The sequence below is a fragment of the Brevundimonas sp. NPDC055812 genome, assembly GCF_053616535.1.
The window spans coordinates 44162-59553 of sequence record NZ_JBSHDX010000006.1 but is presented as its reverse complement, the minus strand read 5'-3'; the positions used below and the strand labels follow the sequence as shown (position 1 = coordinate 59553).

General features: G+C 66.5%; 18 protein-coding genes. 8 read left to right on the top strand and 10 right to left on the bottom strand.

What is annotated here, in order from left to right:
• The first annotated feature begins 238 nt into the window (after nucleotides 1-238).
• Complete coding sequence (gene uvrB / locus ACWGL1_RS11285) at nucleotides 239-2560, top strand: excinuclease ABC subunit UvrB (protein ID WP_452112047.1); 2322 nt, start codon at nucleotides 239-241, stop codon at nucleotides 2558-2560.
• A gap of 41 nt (nucleotides 2561-2601) precedes the next feature.
• On the opposite strand, the gene ACWGL1_RS11280 is transcribed toward uvrB, so the two are convergent.
• Complete coding sequence (locus ACWGL1_RS11280) at nucleotides 2602-3624, bottom strand: RelA/SpoT domain-containing protein (protein ID WP_452112046.1); 1023 nt, start codon at nucleotides 3622-3624, stop codon at nucleotides 2602-2604.
• Between the two features lie 932 nt (nucleotides 3625-4556).
• On the opposite strand from ACWGL1_RS11280, the gene ACWGL1_RS11275 reads away from it, so the two are divergent.
• Both ACWGL1_RS11275 and ACWGL1_RS11270 read left to right on the top strand, forming a co-directional pair.
• Nucleotides 4557-4745, top strand: coding sequence for a hypothetical protein (locus ACWGL1_RS11275; RefSeq protein WP_312218601.1), 189 nt, complete (start codon nucleotides 4557-4559; stop codon nucleotides 4743-4745).
• A gap of 114 nt (nucleotides 4746-4859) precedes the next feature.
• On the top strand, nucleotides 4860-5186 hold the full coding sequence (locus ACWGL1_RS11270) for a hypothetical protein (RefSeq protein WP_291779225.1): 327 nt from the start codon (nucleotides 4860-4862) through the stop codon (nucleotides 5184-5186).
• Between the two features lie 170 nt (nucleotides 5187-5356).
• Here ACWGL1_RS11270 and ACWGL1_RS11265 read toward each other — a convergent pair whose 3' ends face one another.
• From ACWGL1_RS11265 to ACWGL1_RS11235, 7 genes are all read right to left on the bottom strand, one after another.
• Nucleotides 5357-5647 carry a GNAT family N-acetyltransferase gene (locus tag ACWGL1_RS11265; protein ID WP_312218602.1) on the bottom strand — a complete coding sequence of 97 codons (291 nt, stop codon included), beginning with the start codon at nucleotides 5645-5647 and terminating at the stop codon, nucleotides 5357-5359.
• 25 nt (nucleotides 5648-5672) lie between these two features.
• Nucleotides 5673-6047 carry a hypothetical protein gene (locus tag ACWGL1_RS11260; protein ID WP_269298737.1) on the bottom strand — a complete coding sequence of 125 codons (375 nt, stop codon included), beginning with the start codon at nucleotides 6045-6047 and terminating at the stop codon, nucleotides 5673-5675.
• Between the two features lie 13 nt (nucleotides 6048-6060).
• Complete coding sequence (locus tag ACWGL1_RS11255; protein ID WP_452112045.1) at nucleotides 6061-6435, bottom strand: serine/threonine protein kinase; 375 nt, start codon at nucleotides 6433-6435, stop codon at nucleotides 6061-6063.
• A gap of 57 nt (nucleotides 6436-6492) precedes the next feature.
• The gene (gene folB, locus ACWGL1_RS11250) at nucleotides 6493-6882 is read right to left on the bottom strand and encodes a dihydroneopterin aldolase (protein WP_452112044.1); all 390 of its coding nucleotides are present in this window, start codon (nucleotides 6880-6882) and stop codon (nucleotides 6493-6495) included.
• Nucleotides 6879-7415: a 6-pyruvoyl trahydropterin synthase family protein gene (locus ACWGL1_RS11245; RefSeq protein ID WP_452112043.1), complete on the bottom strand. Its 537-nt coding sequence runs from the start codon at nucleotides 7413-7415 to the stop codon at nucleotides 6879-6881. The genes folB and ACWGL1_RS11245 overlap by 4 nt, the downstream gene beginning before the upstream one ends.
• A 76-nt stretch (nucleotides 7416-7491) precedes the next feature.
• Nucleotides 7492-8229 carry an SDR family NAD(P)-dependent oxidoreductase gene (locus tag ACWGL1_RS11240; protein ID WP_452112042.1) on the bottom strand — a complete coding sequence of 246 codons (738 nt, stop codon included), beginning with the start codon at nucleotides 8227-8229 and terminating at the stop codon, nucleotides 7492-7494.
• Nucleotides 8230-8260: 31 nt separating this feature from the next.
• A complete protein-coding gene (locus tag ACWGL1_RS11235; protein WP_003166112.1) occupies nucleotides 8261-8392 on the bottom strand; it encodes a hypothetical protein in 132 nt (43 codons plus the stop codon).
• Nucleotides 8393-8421: 29 nt separating this feature from the next.
• Between ACWGL1_RS11235 and ACWGL1_RS11230 the strand changes: the two genes are divergently transcribed.
• From ACWGL1_RS11230 to pgsA, 5 genes are all read left to right on the top strand, one after another.
• Nucleotides 8422-8895 (top strand): NUDIX domain-containing protein, encoded by a 474-nt coding sequence (locus tag ACWGL1_RS11230; RefSeq protein ID WP_452112041.1) that lies wholly within the window; start codon nucleotides 8422-8424, stop codon nucleotides 8893-8895.
• An 8-nt stretch (nucleotides 8896-8903) separates the two neighbouring features.
• Nucleotides 8904-9350 carry a DMT family transporter gene (locus tag ACWGL1_RS11225; protein ID WP_291779200.1) on the top strand — a complete coding sequence of 149 codons (447 nt, stop codon included), beginning with the start codon at nucleotides 8904-8906 and terminating at the stop codon, nucleotides 9348-9350.
• Between the two features lie 16 nt (nucleotides 9351-9366).
• Nucleotides 9367-11265 (top strand): excinuclease ABC subunit UvrC, encoded by a 1899-nt coding sequence (gene uvrC, locus ACWGL1_RS11220; protein WP_291779196.1) that lies wholly within the window; start codon nucleotides 9367-9369, stop codon nucleotides 11263-11265.
• 70 nt (nucleotides 11266-11335) lie between these two features.
• A complete protein-coding gene (locus tag ACWGL1_RS11215; protein ID WP_312218612.1) occupies nucleotides 11336-11950 on the top strand; it encodes a carbonic anhydrase in 615 nt (204 codons plus the stop codon).
• 76 nt (nucleotides 11951-12026) lie between these two features.
• Nucleotides 12027-12653, top strand: a complete 627-nt coding sequence (pgsA, locus tag ACWGL1_RS11210; RefSeq protein ID WP_312218613.1) for a CDP-diacylglycerol--glycerol-3-phosphate 3-phosphatidyltransferase — start codon at nucleotides 12027-12029, stop codon at nucleotides 12651-12653.
• 28 nt (nucleotides 12654-12681) lie between these two features.
• Here pgsA and ACWGL1_RS11205 read toward each other — a convergent pair whose 3' ends face one another.
• Nucleotides 12682-13209, bottom strand: a complete 528-nt coding sequence (locus ACWGL1_RS11205; RefSeq protein WP_338577927.1) for a GNAT family N-acetyltransferase — start codon at nucleotides 13207-13209, stop codon at nucleotides 12682-12684.
• Nucleotides 13206-15302 (bottom strand): S46 family peptidase, encoded by a 2097-nt coding sequence (locus ACWGL1_RS11200; protein WP_452112040.1) that lies wholly within the window; start codon nucleotides 15300-15302, stop codon nucleotides 13206-13208. The genes ACWGL1_RS11205 and ACWGL1_RS11200 overlap by 4 nt, the downstream gene beginning before the upstream one ends.
• Nucleotides 15303-15392 lie beyond the last annotated feature (90 nt).

Sequence of the window (15392 nt, the reverse complement as noted above, 5' to 3'; positions counted from 1 at the left end):
AAATCATTGTTAGGGGAAATTGTGAGGCATTTTTGACGCGCAAACGCCGGGTTCGGACCTATATTCCGCCCTTTTCAACCACATTTTGCCCAATTATGTTCTCAACATGTCGGATTTGCCTCATTTATGGCGACGATTGAGCCGAAACACGTCAGCTCGTCGTTCAACCTGTGGTAGCGGGAAGGCTACGCGGGGGCGCTTCCTGCACTAGCGTCTTGGGAACGCGCGCATTACCTTGATGTTCATGGCCCGTTCTCCTGCGAAACCGACCAAGCCCGTCCACACGCCCAATCCCGGTCTCAGCGAGGCGCCCGTCGCCTTCGACCACGGTCGTGCGCCCGCCTTCGCGCCCGTGAACGGACCGCGCCTGACGCCCGAGGAGGCGCCCGCCGCCCCCGCCGACTGGGTCCCCCACCGCCCCGACCGGCCGACCAACAAGAAGCGCATTCCCTTCCGGCTGGAGACGAAATACCAGCCCGCCGGGGACCAGCCCTCGGCCATCGCCGAGCTTGTGGCCCAGGCCGACGAGGGCGATCGCGAGCAGGTGCTGCTGGGCGTGACCGGCTCGGGCAAGACCTTCACCATGGCCAAGGTGATCGAACAGACCCAGCGCCCGGCCCTGATCCTGGCCCACAACAAGACGCTGGCGGCCCAGCTCTATTCCGAGTTCAAGGCCTTCTTCCCCGACAACGCGGTCGAGTATTTCGTCAGCTACTACGACTACTACCAGCCCGAGGCCTACGTCCCGCGCACCGACACCTACATCGAGAAAGACAGCTCGATTAACGAGCAGATCGACCGGATGCGCCACGCCGCCACCCGCGCGATCCTCGAGCGGGACGACGTCATCGTGGTCGCCTCGGTCAGCTGCATCTACGGCATCGGCTCGGTCGAGACCTACACCGCCATGACCTTCAACCTGAAGGTCGGCGATCAGATCGACGAGGCCAAGCTGCGCGCCGACCTGATCGCCCTGCAGTACAAGCGCAACGACGTCCACTTCGAGCGCGGCATGTTCCGCAAGCGCGGCGACACGCTGGAGATCTTCCCCGTCCACCTCGAGGACCGCGCCTGGCGCATCAGCCTGTTCGGCGACGAGATCGAGGCCATCGACGAGTTCGATCCCCTGACCGGCAAGAAGACCAATGCGCTGGACGAGGTCACCGTCTACGCCGCCAGCCACTACGTCACCCCGCGCCCGACGCTCAACCAGGCCGTCAACGGCATCAAGGCCGAGCTGAAGGAGACGCTCGACTGGATGGTCGAGAACGGCAAGCTGCTGGAGGCCCAGCGGCTGGAGCAGCGCACCCGCTTCGATCTGGAGATGATGGAGGCCACCGGCTCCTGCGCCGGCATCGAGAACTACAGCCGTTGGCTGACCGGCCGCGCGCCGGGCGAGCCGCCGCCCACCTTCTTCGAATACATCCCCGACAACGCCCTGCTGTTCGTGGACGAGAGCCACGTCACCGTCGGCCAGATCGGCGCCATGTTCCGCGGCGACTACCGCCGCAAGTCGACCCTGGCCGAGTACGGCTTCCGCCTCCCCTCCGCCATCGACAACCGCCCGCTGAAGTTCGAGGAATGGGACGCCATGCGGCCCCAGACCGTCTTCGTCTCGGCCACCCCCGGCGCCTGGGAGTTGGACAAGACTGGCGGCGTCTTCACCGAACAGGTCATCCGCCCCACCGGCCTGATCGACCCCCCGGTCGAGATCCGCCCCGTCTCCGGCGCCACCCGCAACCAGGTCGACGACGTCATCGACGAGGTGAAGGCGACCAGCCGCGCCGGCTACCGCTCACTGGTCACCACCCTGACCAAGAAGATGGCCGAGGACCTGACCGAATACATGCACGAACAGGGGGTGCGCGTCCGCTACATGCACTCCGACGTCGACACCCTGGAGCGGATCGAGATCCTGCGCGACCTGCGCCTGGGCTCGTTCGACTGCCTGATCGGCATCAACCTGCTGCGTGAGGGCCTGGACATCCCCGAGTGCGGCCTGGTCGCCATCCTCGACGCGGACAAGGAGGGCTTCCTGCGCTCGGAGACCTCCCTGATCCAGACCATCGGCCGCGCGGCGCGCAACGTCGACGGCCGCGTCATCCTCTACGCCGACCGCATGACCGGCTCGATGGAGCGCGCCATCGCCGAGACCGACCGCCGCCGCGAGAAGCAGCAGGCCTACAACCTCGAACACGGCATCACGCCCGAGACGGTCAAGCGCGACATCAAGGAGATCCTCGAGAGCCCCTATGAGTCCCGCGACCTGGACCGCCTGACCCGCCCCGGCGTCGCCGAGGAGGCCAAGCCCTTCGTCGGCTCCAACTTCCAGGCCGCCCTCAAGGATCTCGAAGGCCGCATGCGCGACGCCGCCGCCAACCTCGAGTTCGAGGAAGCCGCCCGCCTGCGCGACGAGATCAAGAAGATGAAGCTCCTCGACCTCGAATTCGCCAACGAAGCCCTGACCGGCGCGGGCGAGGAGGTCGACAGGTCAGCCCCGAAGCGCTGGCGCAAGGAGGCGGCGGCCGAGAAGGCCGAGGCCTTCAGGAAGGGGCGGTAGGGGAAGCCACCACGCACCCCCTCATTATTTGATACTGTATGTCAGGTCGTCGCCTGATCGAGCAGCGCAAGAAAAGTGGACGCATCGGATAAATAGTTCGTATAGGCTAATCGAACTGCATCTTGTTCACTAGCGCCAACAAGAACAATATCCGCCACCCCAAGGTATTTAGACTCAAGATTTTGATACGTTTCAACAGCACTTCTATTATCAGCAAAACCATAAGCTTCAAATGGCAGGCCATTGTCAGCATCAAAGAAATTTACGAGAACAAAAAGTTTCGCATCTCTCGCAAAATCTCTAAAATTACTTCCTGTTAGACCTCTCAGCCTTGCAACAGCATGGGTTTCAGATTCGATTTTCCAAAACTCTTCCATGACTTGATTCATACTATCTGATGCGCAATATCCAGGAACACCTTCGTGATATCTGGACAAGATTTCACTCGCCAAAAGAAATTGTCTAGTCAAACCATCTTCTGCTTGGCCAAATTTCAAACGCTTAGCATTGACCATATCAACGATCTCGACCGCAGTGGCCCATGCATGTTGCACACGAGTTCGATATTGAAGCTCAATTCTTAAATTGTTCCACTTTTTACCCGCACTAGAGTATGCTTCATATTTGTAAACATCATGAACCCCTCTATACCCTGAAGGCTTAGGGCTAGAAATATAATCATATCTATCATCTGCACTTATATTAACATGCTTGGCCTTTGAAGAATGAACACCTAGCCGAAAGCGCCTCAAAGATTCTATATTATCGAAAATTAGGCGGCAGCCAGCAATATCATGCATCCGCGACAGAGACATAGCCGGCTCTCTTTGGAGCTTATCTAAAATTGTTGGAGTTCGCTTTAAACGTTGAGCAATAACAACATCACCATCGAACATTTTTCGCCGATTTCTTAAGTTCGCTTGAAATGTGTTGATAATATAAAGATGGGATGCCCGCCAATTTCCTACAATTAAATGGGGTTCAAGCTCTTTTGTCCCATTACGGAGAGCTTCGCCTGCACGATCAACCTGCCCCCTAGAGTATATTGGCGCAATAAAAGCCAAAGCTCACCCCCAAGCCTCGAGACCCCCCTCAAGCTATCGTGTGCAAGCCACATGTCCAGCGAAGATGCCCAACTCACGCAAACCTCCCCGCCCCAATCCCCACGATTTCCCGCCTTCCGCCCTCCGCCATCCCCTTTCAGCCCGCCCTACCTCCCCGCCATGCCACCCTGCCCTCGTTCCGTTGCATGGAGGGCTCGCGAGGCCTGCGACCTTGCGGGCGGCGGGAGCGGATGGAGCGGGGTTCTTGTCGGACCGCGCGGCGTCCGTCGCGGCGGCCGGTCGAGGGCGGGAGCCCAGCGGCGCGTCGGGCGGAGCGCGCCGGGCGGTCCAGGATGCGAAGGGCGGCGATGCGGGCGAACGCCGGCGCCGACGCCCGGCTTGCCGAGCTCGACGGGCGAAGGTCGCCACAAACGACCTCAAGCAGCCCGAAGGGCGTTAGGTCGCTCAAGACGACCTCGGTAGGCCGCCTCTAGACAAGAAGCCGACGGAGCCTGGTGACGGGGCGTTCGACCCGTCCGTCAGAGAGGCTTCGGCCAGGGTCGCGGGGGTTACGCGGACCGTTCCGGGAGGCCTGTCGCAAGCAGGCCCCCGCCCGCCGCGGGCGCCGGGGGTAGCCGATAAGACCGGCGCCCGCCCCGAGCTCGTGGAAGCCCGTCCGCGCGGAGCGTCTGTCGGCGTCGAAACGGTAATACACATCACACTCCGGGCGTCGACCCGGCGCTCCGCCCAGCCCTCCAACCGCCCGCCGAAAGGCGCGGCGGCCAAACCCGTGCGCCCAATCTCCCTCCCCTTCATGGGGAGGGCGGCTGAGGCCCAGCCGAAGCCGGGTGGGGGCGACGCCGCAAGCCACACGCCGCGCCCAGCCCCTGCCCTCCCCACCCGGTCGCTGCGCGACCACCCTCCCCATGAAGGGGAGGGAGAAAGAGGACCCCATGACCCGTCCGCGACCGCCGCGCGCCGCTGCGTCCCCGCCTGTCCCCGATGACGACGACCGCCCCCTGCATCCGGCCGAGGAACGGCGGCTGCGGCGCGAGCTGGCCAGCCGCATCGACCATCTGTGGGCCATCGCGGAGCGGCGTCGCGCGCGCTGGGCCGCGCCGCCCTTCATCCCCGATTCATGAGGCCCGGTTCATGAGGCTTACGGGCAACATGGCGGCGCGCCGTCGAGCTTGGCCGCAAAATGGGATGCGACCTTGCGGCGAAAATGCGGCATGGTGCGTTAAGGAGAGACGCCGATGACCAAGTCCAGCAATGAATCCGACGCCCGCGCCGCCCTGCGCGTGGTCTCCTCGCCGGAAGCCGAGGTCTATGACCTGATGCGCGCGCCCGAAACCACCGCCGAACGGGTCAAGCGCCTGCAGGCCGAAGCCCGCGCCCTGGCGCTCGAACAGGTCGAGGCCCTCGAGGTCGCCCTGTGCAAGGCCGCCGACATGGCCAAGGAGATCGCCGACGGCGGCGACGCCTATCCCGTCGGCGCCCGCGAATTGGCCGCCCGCCTGGTCGCCGACCTGCCGTCCAAGGCCGAGACCATGAAGGCCATCGTGGCGAAGAGTCATTCCTGATCGGCCGCGGTCAGAAGGCTCCGCCTTCTCGACCCGACGCGAGTGATGTTAGCGGGCCGCGGTCAGAAGGCTCCGCCTTCTCGACCCGACGCGGCCTGGGCGCTTCGCACCGCGCCTTCCTTCAACGCCGTCATCCTCGGGCTTGACCCGAGGATCCAGGAGGCGCGCTGCTACGCCCCCACCACATCTTCGTACTCGGGGTGGCGCTTCAGCCAGGCGACCGCATAACTGCAATGCGGGATCAGGGTCAGCCCCTCGGCGCGGGCGTGCTCGGCCAGGGCCTGCATGAAGCGGCCCGCCGCCCCCGTCCCGCGCAGGGCCGGGTGAGCCTCGACGTGCAGGATGACGCGGGCGCGGCCGCGCACCGCATACTCGGCCCAGACGGGATGCTCGGTCCCGTCCGCATCGGCGAACATCTGCTGGAAGCGGCGGTCGGCGGCGTGGTCTTTGAAGGCGGGCACGGCGGCTCCTCCCGAATGGATCAGTTCAAGCCGGCCGGTCGCTCAGCAGGGCCAGCAGACCCAGAACGCTTTTCACCGTGAACCAGATCGACACCAGCAGCAAAAGAAGCCCGAACAGCAGAAGGAACGGAATCCCGATCAGGAAGGCCGAGGCCACGGCGCTCACCGCCACCAGCACCCACAGGACGGCGCTGATCCAGAACACCGACCAGAACAGCCTGATCTGCGCCTCGACGTGCTGGGCCGCCAGCCCCGTCGCCGAGCCCCGGTTCACATAGGCCAGCACCAGTCCGACCAGCACCAGCACGTTCGCGCTGGGGATCGACAGGATGTAGAGAATCCACGCCACCACGGCGCCGTCTCGGCCCGCGACCGGCGCGGCGGTATTCTGATCGCTCATGACGGCGGACCTTTCAGTAGAAGAGACGACGCGGCTCGGCGATGGGCCGCCCGGTCAGCAGATCCTTCAGCCCCAGGGCGCCGCGCACGATGGTCCAGACCGCCATGACGAACAGGACGAAGACCCCGACGTTGACCAGGATCAGCACCGCGCCGGCGATGATGGCGCACACCGCCGCCGACAGGGTCCGCTGCTGGAAGACGAAGTGGCTGCGCAGCATGGGATCGACGGGCGCGGGTCGGCGCCACACGCGCAGCAGGCCGATCGCCGCCGCCGCGCCGAAGGTCGGCGCCGCCAGCAGGATCAGGGCGTAACCCGCATAGAGGCCCGTCAGGTCGGCCGAGACCTCGCCGCCGCTGTTGCTGCTGTAATCGCCGGACTGGACCATCGGAACCTCTTGTCAGGCCGGGATGATGGCGGGACGAACGGCCCCGCGCAACCGGCCTCAGCGCGAATAGGCGACTTCGCAGGCGGCCGCCGCCGCATCGGGAATGGCGCCGGGCTTCTCGACCCGCACGACGACGCTCAGCACGCGGGGATCGGCCAGGCAGGCGACGGCCGTGCGCTCGGCGAAGGTCTCGATCAGGGCGATGTGCGGCCCCGCCGCCAGTTCGCGCACGATGCGGGCCACGCCGTCGTAATCCAGCGTATCGGCCAACCGCTCGACCGGCGCAGCGCCCAGTTCCAGTTCGACGTCCACCACCAGGGGCTGCAGCCGCCCATGCTCATGATCATAGAAGCCGATGGAAGCCTCGACCTTCAGGGCGCGCACCATGACCTTCAGGCCCAGGCGGCGCGGTTCGACGGACGGCAGGGGGGTGACGACGGCGCTCAAGACCAGGTCTCCGGCGGCAGAAGATCATTGATGCTGAAATCCGCCCGGTCGCACCAGGCGCCCAGATCCCAGGCCCGCTCCGCCTCGGTCAGGCCGCGCGTCAGAACGATGTTGGTCGGCGTTTCCTCGATGGCCAGTTCAGCCAAGCGGAAGGGCAGGCCTTCGGCATTGAGGATGGCCTCCAGCTTGCGCCACAGGGCGATGATCAGGGCCTCGGTCGTCGGATCGCCGTCCACGGTCAGCACCTGGTTCAGGCGGTGCGGCTCATGCTGCTGGAACCAGGCCAGCAGGGGGTCGGCGCGGTTCAGCTGAAAGGCGTGGTCCAGGCTGCGGTCGACGAAGCCGTGCCAGCGCGCCTTCAGTCGCTCGAAGGAGGCCGCGTGGTTGGCCCCGCCGAAGGCGATCTCGGCCGTCGGCTCCAGCGTCACCGTCACGAACTCATTGTGCCCATGCGGCACGGCGCATTTCGACCCCGCATCGGCGATCAGCCGGTGCGCCATCGAGAAGCGGCGAGTAAAACGGACAGCGGGCATGGAGGTCTCAGAATGAACGGCGGCAGCTAAGGCGCCAACCTATCGGCAAATAAAGGTCATGTGGCGGCGAACGTCCTCAGGCGAACTCCAGATCGCGGTCGCGGCAGGTCAGGGCGGCCCCGGCGTCCACCACCAGGTTCTGGCCGGTCAGGCTGCGCGTCGTCAGGATGAAGGTCAGGGCCGCCGCCAGGTCCTCGACCGCCACCGGCCGCTTCAGCGGCGTGGCCTCCGCCCCGGCCTCATAGTCGGCCTCGGGCCACCCGGCCGAGGGCAGGGTCAGACCCGGCGCGATGCCGCAGACGCGGATGTGCGGCGCCAGGGCCAGCGCCAGGGCGCCGGTCATATGGGCGATGCCCACGCGGCTGACCGTATAGGAGAAGAAGTCGGGGTTCGGAGCCGTGACCTTATAGTCCAGCATATTGACCACCACGCCTTCGTCCCCGTCAGGCAGGCGCGCGGCGAAGTCGCGGATCAGGGCCAGGGGGGCCAGGACATTGACCTCGTGATGAAGGCGCAGGTCCGCCTCCTGGAAGGTCTCCAGTTGGTCATAAACAAACAGGGAGGCGTTGTTGATCAGCACCCGCAACGGCCCGAAGGCGGCGGCCTGATCCATCAGGGCGGCGCGCGCCCCGGCGTCCGTCAGCTCGGCCTGAACGGCGACGGCGCGCCGCCCCAGACCCTCGATGGCCCGGACCACGGCCTCGGCCCCCTGCGCGTCCGAACGGTAGTGGACGACGACGTCATAGCCCGCCTGGGCCGCCGCCTTCGCCAGCACCGCCCCGATCCGGCGCGAGGCGGCCGTGACCAGCGCCACGCCCCGCCAAGGGGCGTCAGCCGACCTGGAGTCAGTCAACCCGGCCGAACTCGAAGTAGTTGAAGGCGGCGACGACGGCGATGAAGGCGAAGATGGTGGCGATGGCCAGCATGATGGGTCTCCTGTTCCGCCCCCGAATAGGGGCAAGCGCGCCCCTGTTCAAGCCGCCCGGCGACAGCCTATCGTTCCCGCATGGCAAACTGGCGCACCCGCATCGAACCCTTCACCCGGCCGCTGTTCTTCGCCTGGTCGCGGATGAGCCGGGGCATGACGCTGGGCGTGCGCGGCGCGGCGGTCGATGGCGAGGGGCGGGTGCTGCTGGTCAAACACACCTATCTGGAGGGCTGGTGGCTGCCCGGCGGCGGGGTGGACAAGGGCGAGACGACGCAGGCCGCCGTCATCCGCGAACTGCGCGAAGAGGCCGGGCTGATCGTCAGGGGCGAGCCGCGCCTTTTGTCGGTTCATTCCAATGAGCGCTTCTTTCCGGGGGATCATGTGCTGGTCTTCCGCATCGACGCCTTCGACATGATCGAGCGGACCAGTCACGGCGAAATCGCCGAGATCGGCTGGTTTTCCCCCGACGCCCTGCCCGAGGATGTAACCCGCGCCACTCGCGCCCGACTGGCCGAGATCTTCGGCGGCGCCGCGCCCGATCCAAACTGGTGAGACAGCCGATGCCGTTACCCGTCCTCGCCCTGTTGGCCATGATCATCGGCGGCGCCGCCACCGCCCTGCAGGGGCCGACCAATGCGCGGCTGGCCAGCGCCGTCGGCTCGCCGGTCAATGCGGCGCTCGTCTCCTTCGCCGTGGGAACCGTCGCCCTGGCTCTCGTCGCCGTGACGCTGCAGGCGCGGCCGGACGTGCAGGCGATGAAGGCCCTGCCTGCCTGGGCCTGGCTGGGCGGGCTCTACGGCTGCGTCTTCGTGGTGGCCGCCGCCTGGGGCGTGCCCAAGATCGGCGTGGCGCTGACCATCACCCTGATGGTCGCGGGCCAGTTGGCGTTGAGCCTGATTCTCGATCATTTCGGCGTCATGGGCGTGCCGCAGCAGCCGATCAGCCTGACGCGCATCGCCGGCGTGCTGCTGGTGATCGGCGGGGTGCTTCTGGTCCGGCGCGGCTGAGCCTATATCCCGGCTGATGACCGACCCGACGCCCGACATCCCGGAGACGCCCGACTCGCAGGCGAACGCCCTTCCGCTTCAGGCCGCCGAGCTGATCGCGGACGAGGCCCGGCGCGCGCCCGACAAGCCCGGCGTCTATCGGATGTACGGCGAGGACGGCGCCTGCCTCTATGTCGGCAAGGCCAAGTCGCTGAAGAAGCGGGTTGTCCAGTACGCGCAAGGCCGCTTCCACACCCAGCGCATCGGCCTGATGGTCAGCCTGACCCGCTCGATGGAGCTGGTGGTCACGGCGTCCGAGACCGAGGCCCTGCTGCTCGAATCCAACTTCATCAAGAAGCTGAAGCCGCGCTTCAACGTCGTCCTGCGCGATGACAAGTCCTTCGCCGAACTGATGATCCGTCGCGACCACCGCGCGCCCCAGGTCAGGAAGCATCGCGGCGCCCACACCATTCCCGGCGACTATTTCGGCCCCTTCGCCTCGACCTGGGCGGTCAACCACACGCTGAACACCCTGCAGAAAGCCTTCCTGCTGCGGTCCTGTTCGGACAGCGTCTATGAGACGCGCACCCGCCCCTGCATGCTGCACCAGATCAAGCGCTGCTCAGCGCCCTGCACCGGCCTGATCTCGCTTGAGGACTACGGCGATCTGGTCACCGAGGCGGAGCAGTTCCTGCGCGGCAAGTCGCGCGCCGTCATCGGCCGCCTGTCGCAGGAGATGCAGGCGGCGTCGGACGACCTGGACTTCGAGACCGCCGCCCGCGTGCGCGACCGCATCCGCGCCCTGTCGGCCATCGCCATGGAGAGCAGCGTCAACGCCGACGGGGTGGCCGAGGCCGACGTCTTCGCCCTGCATTCCGAGGGCGGTCAGGCCTGCGTCCAGGTCTTCTTCTATCGCGCGGGCCAGAACTGGGGCGGCCGCGCCTATTTCCCGCGCGTGGACAAGAGCGACAGCGACCCGGAAATCCTCGCCGCCTTCCTGGGCCAGTTCTATGAGGACAAGCCGGTCCCGCGCCTGATCCTGTCCAACGTCCGCCCGCACGAACTGGAGTTGCTGGAGGAAGCCTTCAGCATGAAGGCCGGACACCGGGTCGAGATCGCCCGCCCCCAGCGCGGCGGCAAGGCCAGCCTGGTCGACCACGCCCTGACCAACGCCCGCGAGGCGCTGGGCCGCAAGCTGGCCGAGAACTCGGCGCAGGGCAAAATCCTCGACGAGGTGTGCGAGGCCTTCGGTCTGGACGCCCGACCCGAGCGGATCGAGGTCTATGACAACGCCCACATCCAGGGGACCAACGCCGTCGGCGGCATGATCGTCGCGGGGCCCGAGGGCTTCCGCAAGAACCAGTACCGCAAGTTCAACATCAAGGGCGAAGACCTGACGCCCGGCGACGACTACGGCATGATGCGCGAGGTCATGCGCCGCCGCTTCGGCCGACTGGTCAAGGACGAGGAGGCCGGCGAGGCGGTGGAGCGCCCCGACCTGCTGCTGATCGACGGCGGGGCGGGTCAGCTGGCCGAGGTGCTGGCCGTCATGGCCGATCTGGGCGTCGACGACATCGCCGTGGTCGGGGTGGCCAAGGGGCCGGACCGCGACGCGGGGCTGGAGAAGTTCTTCATGCCGGGCAAGGCGCCCTTCATGCTGCCGCTGAAAAGCCCTGCGCTCTACTACCTGCAACGCCTGCGGGACGAGGCGCACCGCTTCGCCAACGGCGCCCACGCCAAGCGCCGCTCGATGGACATCAAGAAGAATCCGCTGGACGAAATCGAGGGCGTCGGGCCGGGACGCAAGAAGGCCCTGCTGCACGCCTTCGGCTCAGCCAAGGGGGTCAGTCGCGCCTCGGTCGCCGATCTGGTCAAGGTGGACGGCGTCAGCCAGGCCCTGGCCGAGCGCATCCACGGCTTCTTTCACAAGTCCTGAACCAGACGCATTTCGGCCAGCGGCGTTTTCGGGTTGAGCGACGAACCGTCGCGGGTCTAAGGGCTAGGTCATGACCGACGAACTGACCAAGGGCTATCACCGCTTCCGCCAGAATCGGTGGCCGTCCGAACACGCCGAATACGAAGCCCTGGCCGCCAACGGCCAGAAGCCGCACACCCTGGTGGTGGCCTGTTCCGACAGCCGCGCCGATCCGGCCCTGATCTTCGACACGGCGCCGGGCGAGCTGTTCGTGGTGCGCAACGTCGCCAACCTGGTTCCGCCCTATCAGCCCGACGGCAAGCTGCACGGCGTCTCGGCGGCGCTGGAGTTCGGCGTCAATGTCCTGCAGGTCCGACATGTCGTCGTCATGGGCCACGCCTCCTGCGGCGGCGTCACCGCCATGCTCAAGGGCTCGCCCGACAACTGTCAGGACTTCGTCGCCCCCTGGGTCGAGCAGGCCGCGCCGACCGTGCGTCGCGTGGTCGAGACGCTGCCCGCTGATCAGGTCGAATGCGCGGCCGAGGAGGCCGTGGTGCGCCTGTCGCTGGACAATCTGCGCACCTTCCCCTGGATCGCGGAAAAGGAAGCGGCGGGCGAACTCAAACTCAGCGGTCTGCACTTCGGCATCGCCCTGGGCATCCTGTCCAAGCTGACGGGTCCGGGGCGGTTCGAGCGGCTGGACTGAGGACGGCGCCCTCGCCTCCACCCTCGCCTCTGGCCGCGAACCGTGGCACACCCGGCGTGTTGCAACGGAAGACGTCATGGCCCCTGCCTACAAAGCCATCCCCAACATCCTGACCAGCCTGCGGCTGGCGGCCGGGATCGTCATGTTCCTGCTGCTGGCGGGCGCGACCAGCGGCTTCCCCTTCGTCTCGGCCTGGCTGAGCCCTGACGACCAGTTCGCCATGTACAAGATCGGCTTCTGGATCTTCGTCATCGCCGCCTCGACAGACTGGATCGACGGCTATCTGGCCCGCCGCTGGAAGGCCGAGACGCGCTGGGGCGCCATTCTGGACCCGATCGCCGACAAGATCCTGGTCACCGGCGCCGTGCTGGGCGTGCTGACGAGCGGGTCGGTGCAGCAGATCATCATTCCTTGCGGCCTGATCCTGTTCCGCGAGTTCGCCGTCTCGGCTCTGCGCGAGACGATGGCGGGGCGCATCAATCTGCCCGTCACCCTGGCCGCCAAGTGGAAGACCACCTTGCAGATGGTCGCCCTGGGCTGTCAGCTGTTCGCTCGCAATTGGGACAGTTTCGGCCTGGACTTCGGTCTGCTGAACTATTTCCAGCCCTTCGCCGACACCCTGATCTGGCTGGCGGCGATCGTCACCATCTGGACCGGCTGGCAGTATTTCAGCGCCGCCCAGAAGCAGATGCGGGATCTCTAAATCCTTCTCTCACAAGGGGCGAAGGATGTCAGAGCGTCTTCTCGAGCACCACGAACTCCAGCTCGCGCGTCTGGGGCAGGCCGAAGCGTTCGTCGTCCAGCGGGAAGGGCCGCGTCTCGCCGGTCAGGCGATAGCCGCGCCGTTCGTACCAGGCGATCAGTTCGCCTCGCTGACGGATGACCGTCATCTCCATGCGTGTCGCGCCGAAGCGGGCGACGGCCTGGGCTTCAGCAGCCTCAATCAGCACCCGCCCCAGACCGCCCGCCTGACGCGCCGGATCGACGGTCAGCAGGCCGAGATAGGCCAGCCCCTCGCCCTGATCCGCCACCTGGACGCAGCCGGTCAGGCCGCCCTCGACCTCGGCCAGCAGGATGACCCGCGAGGCGTCGGCCAGGATGTCGCGCAGTTCAACTTCGTCCGTGCGCTGGCCGCCCAGCAGGTCGGCCTCATGGGTCCAGCCCGCCTTGGCGCTGTCCCCGCGATAGGCGCTTTCGATCAGACGATGCAGCGCCGGAACATCGTCCGGCGCGGCAGGGCGCAAGCTCAGCTCGCTCATTGAACGCCGAGTTCCTCGACCAGGTGATCCATGCCGTAGACGTCGCGCAGGGCCGTGGTGACGGCCTGGGTGGTGACGATGACGCTGCGGTTGACGTTGCGGTCATAGCCATAGGCGTTGCGCTGGGTCAGGACGGTGGAGTCGAAGTTGGCGCCGATGATCTCGCCCCTGGCGTTGACCGCAGGCGAGCCTGACGAACCGCCGATGGTGTCCGACGACACCGCCATATCCATCACCGTCGCGGGGTCGATGCGATCCTTGGCGGCCAGCAGCTTGGGCGCGACGTTGAACGGCTCGGCGCCGGTGGCGCGGTCCCACAGTCCGGCGAAGGTGGTGAAGGCGGGGATGCGCTGCCCCGGCACGTCGGTCCCCTCTACCCGGCCGTAGGTCAGACGCAGGGTGCCCGTGGCGTCCGGATAGACGGCGTCTCCGAAGACGGCGAAGCGGGCGGCGGCCAGTTGTTCGGAGGCGCGGTCGGTCGGCGCCTGCACCCGGTTCTCCCAATCCGCGCGGACGGCTCGGGCTTGCGCGTCGATAGCCAGGACGTACTGGATCAGCGGGTCGGTCGAGGCCTGGACGGCGGGCAGGCCGCCTTCCCACAGGGCGCGGCGCACGGCGGGGTCGGCCAGCTTCGTGCCCTCGATCAGACGCGTGGACAGGCCCTCGGGGCTTTCCTTGCCCAGCAGGGTGCGGACATAGGGACTGTCGACCGTCAGCCATTCGCGGGTCTTGGACAACCACCACTCGAGGCGGATCTGCTCCAGCGCCGGATAGGTCGGGCGCGCGGCGAAGAGGCTGGACTGGACCCCCGCCAGGCGGCTGTCGGAAAACTCGGACAGACGCTGGTCGGACGGCTTGGCGCGCTCCTGGGCGCCGCGCACGATGGCCCGCGCCCATTGGAACAGGGGAGAGCCGCCCGCGACCGAGGTGGTGCCCATGCCGGTGCCGCCTTCCAGCAGAGCCATGGCCGGATAAAGCTCGCGCGCCAGCGGCTGGACATCAGCCAGAACAGCCCAGGGGTCGCCGACTTCGGCGGACAGGGCCTCGTTCTCGGCCACGCCGCGACGGAAGACGGTCTCCTGCCCGGCCAGTTGGTCCATGAAGGCCGGGTCGATCAGGGCCGCCATGCGGCCGCGGCCGCGCTTGTAGGTGTTCTCCACCCCCGACAGCGGGTCCATGGCGATGAAGGCCTGATCGGCGCCCTCTTCCGAATAGCGGATCAGACGGCCGCGCAGCTCCGAGGCGATCAGCTGGTCCAGCGGCAGGACCACGTCGCGAATGGTCATCAGCTGGGCCTGCGTCAGCAGGCGCTGGGTCGAGCCGGGGTTGCCGGTGACGAAGACGGGCTCGCCCTCGGTCGGCTTGTTCGGGTTCCAGGTGAAGTGGGTCGGCGTCGCGGCGGGCTTGCCGTCCTCATACAGGCGGATGAAGGCCGCATCGATGGCGAAGCGAGGGAAGGAGAAGTTGTCCAGGTCGCCGCCGAAGGTCGCGGCGCGGTCTTCCGGCGCCCAGGCCAGACGCACGTCCGAGTATTTGCGGAACTTGTAGAGCTTGAACTGACCGCCGCGATACAGGCTGACGACCTGACAACGGATTTTGGAATCGGAACCGCAGGCTTCCGCTTCGATACGGCCGGCCTCGGCCTCGCGCGCCTGGGTGAAGGCCTGACCGTCCAGACCCTCGCCCGCCTTCTGCACCCGCTGGGTCACGTCCGTGATGTCGGTCAGGATCTCGGCCGAGGCGCCGGGGCACTGCAGCTCTTCCTCGCGGCTCTTGGGCGTGAACCCGGTCTCATTGTACTGAAGCTGCGGCGTCGACAGGTTGGCGACACACGAGGAGACGCAGTGGTTGTTGGTCATCACCAGCCCCTCGGCCGAGATGACGCCCGCCGAACAGCCGCCGAACTTCACCGACGACAGGCGAACGCGGTCCAGCCACGCCTGGTCGATGTTCGTGCCCAGGGTCTGGTTGGCGCGGGCGATGGGAAAGTTGTCATAGGTCCACATGCCCTCCTCCGCCTTGGCCGAAGAGGCGGCGGCGAAGGCCAGAACGGCGGCCGAGGCGAACAGAAGGGGGGCGTAGGTGGTGCGCATGAGACATCCTCGGCGTCGCGGCCTTGGTCATCGCCGAGGCCCGGTTTCAGCCCCTTAAACCCGAGGCCGTCTTTGCGGTCAGTCTGAACA

Coding starts and splice junctions, on each gene's coding strand:
- uvrB (WP_452112047.1), top strand. CDS start 239: ATGTTCATGGCCCGTTCTCCTGCGAAACCGACCAAGCCCGTCCACACG.
- ACWGL1_RS11275 (WP_312218601.1), top strand. CDS start 4,557: ATGACCCGTCCGCGACCGCCGCGCGCCGCTGCGTCCCCGCCTGTCCCC.
- ACWGL1_RS11270 (WP_291779225.1), top strand. CDS start 4,860: ATGACCAAGTCCAGCAATGAATCCGACGCCCGCGCCGCCCTGCGCGTG.
- ACWGL1_RS11260 (WP_269298737.1), bottom strand. CDS start 6,047: ATGAGCGATCAGAATACCGCCGCGCCGGTCGCGGGCCGAGACGGCGCC.
- ACWGL1_RS11255 (WP_452112045.1), bottom strand. CDS start 6,435: ATGGTCCAGTCCGGCGATTACAGCAGCAACAGCGGCGGCGAGGTCTCG.
- ACWGL1_RS11245 (WP_452112043.1), bottom strand. CDS start 7,415: ATGCCCGCTGTCCGTTTTACTCGCCGCTTCTCGATGGCGCACCGGCTG.
- ACWGL1_RS11230 (WP_452112041.1), top strand. CDS start 8,422: ATGGCAAACTGGCGCACCCGCATCGAACCCTTCACCCGGCCGCTGTTC.
- ACWGL1_RS11225 (WP_291779200.1), top strand. CDS start 8,904: ATGCCGTTACCCGTCCTCGCCCTGTTGGCCATGATCATCGGCGGCGCC.
- uvrC (WP_291779196.1), top strand. CDS start 9,367: ATGACCGACCCGACGCCCGACATCCCGGAGACGCCCGACTCGCAGGCG.
- ACWGL1_RS11215 (WP_312218612.1), top strand. CDS start 11,336: ATGACCGACGAACTGACCAAGGGCTATCACCGCTTCCGCCAGAATCGG.
- pgsA (WP_312218613.1), top strand. CDS start 12,027: ATGGCCCCTGCCTACAAAGCCATCCCCAACATCCTGACCAGCCTGCGG.
- ACWGL1_RS11205 (WP_338577927.1), bottom strand. CDS start 13,209: ATGAGCGAGCTGAGCTTGCGCCCTGCCGCGCCGGACGATGTTCCGGCG.
- ACWGL1_RS11200 (WP_452112040.1), bottom strand. CDS start 15,302: ATGCGCACCACCTACGCCCCCCTTCTGTTCGCCTCGGCCGCCGTTCTG.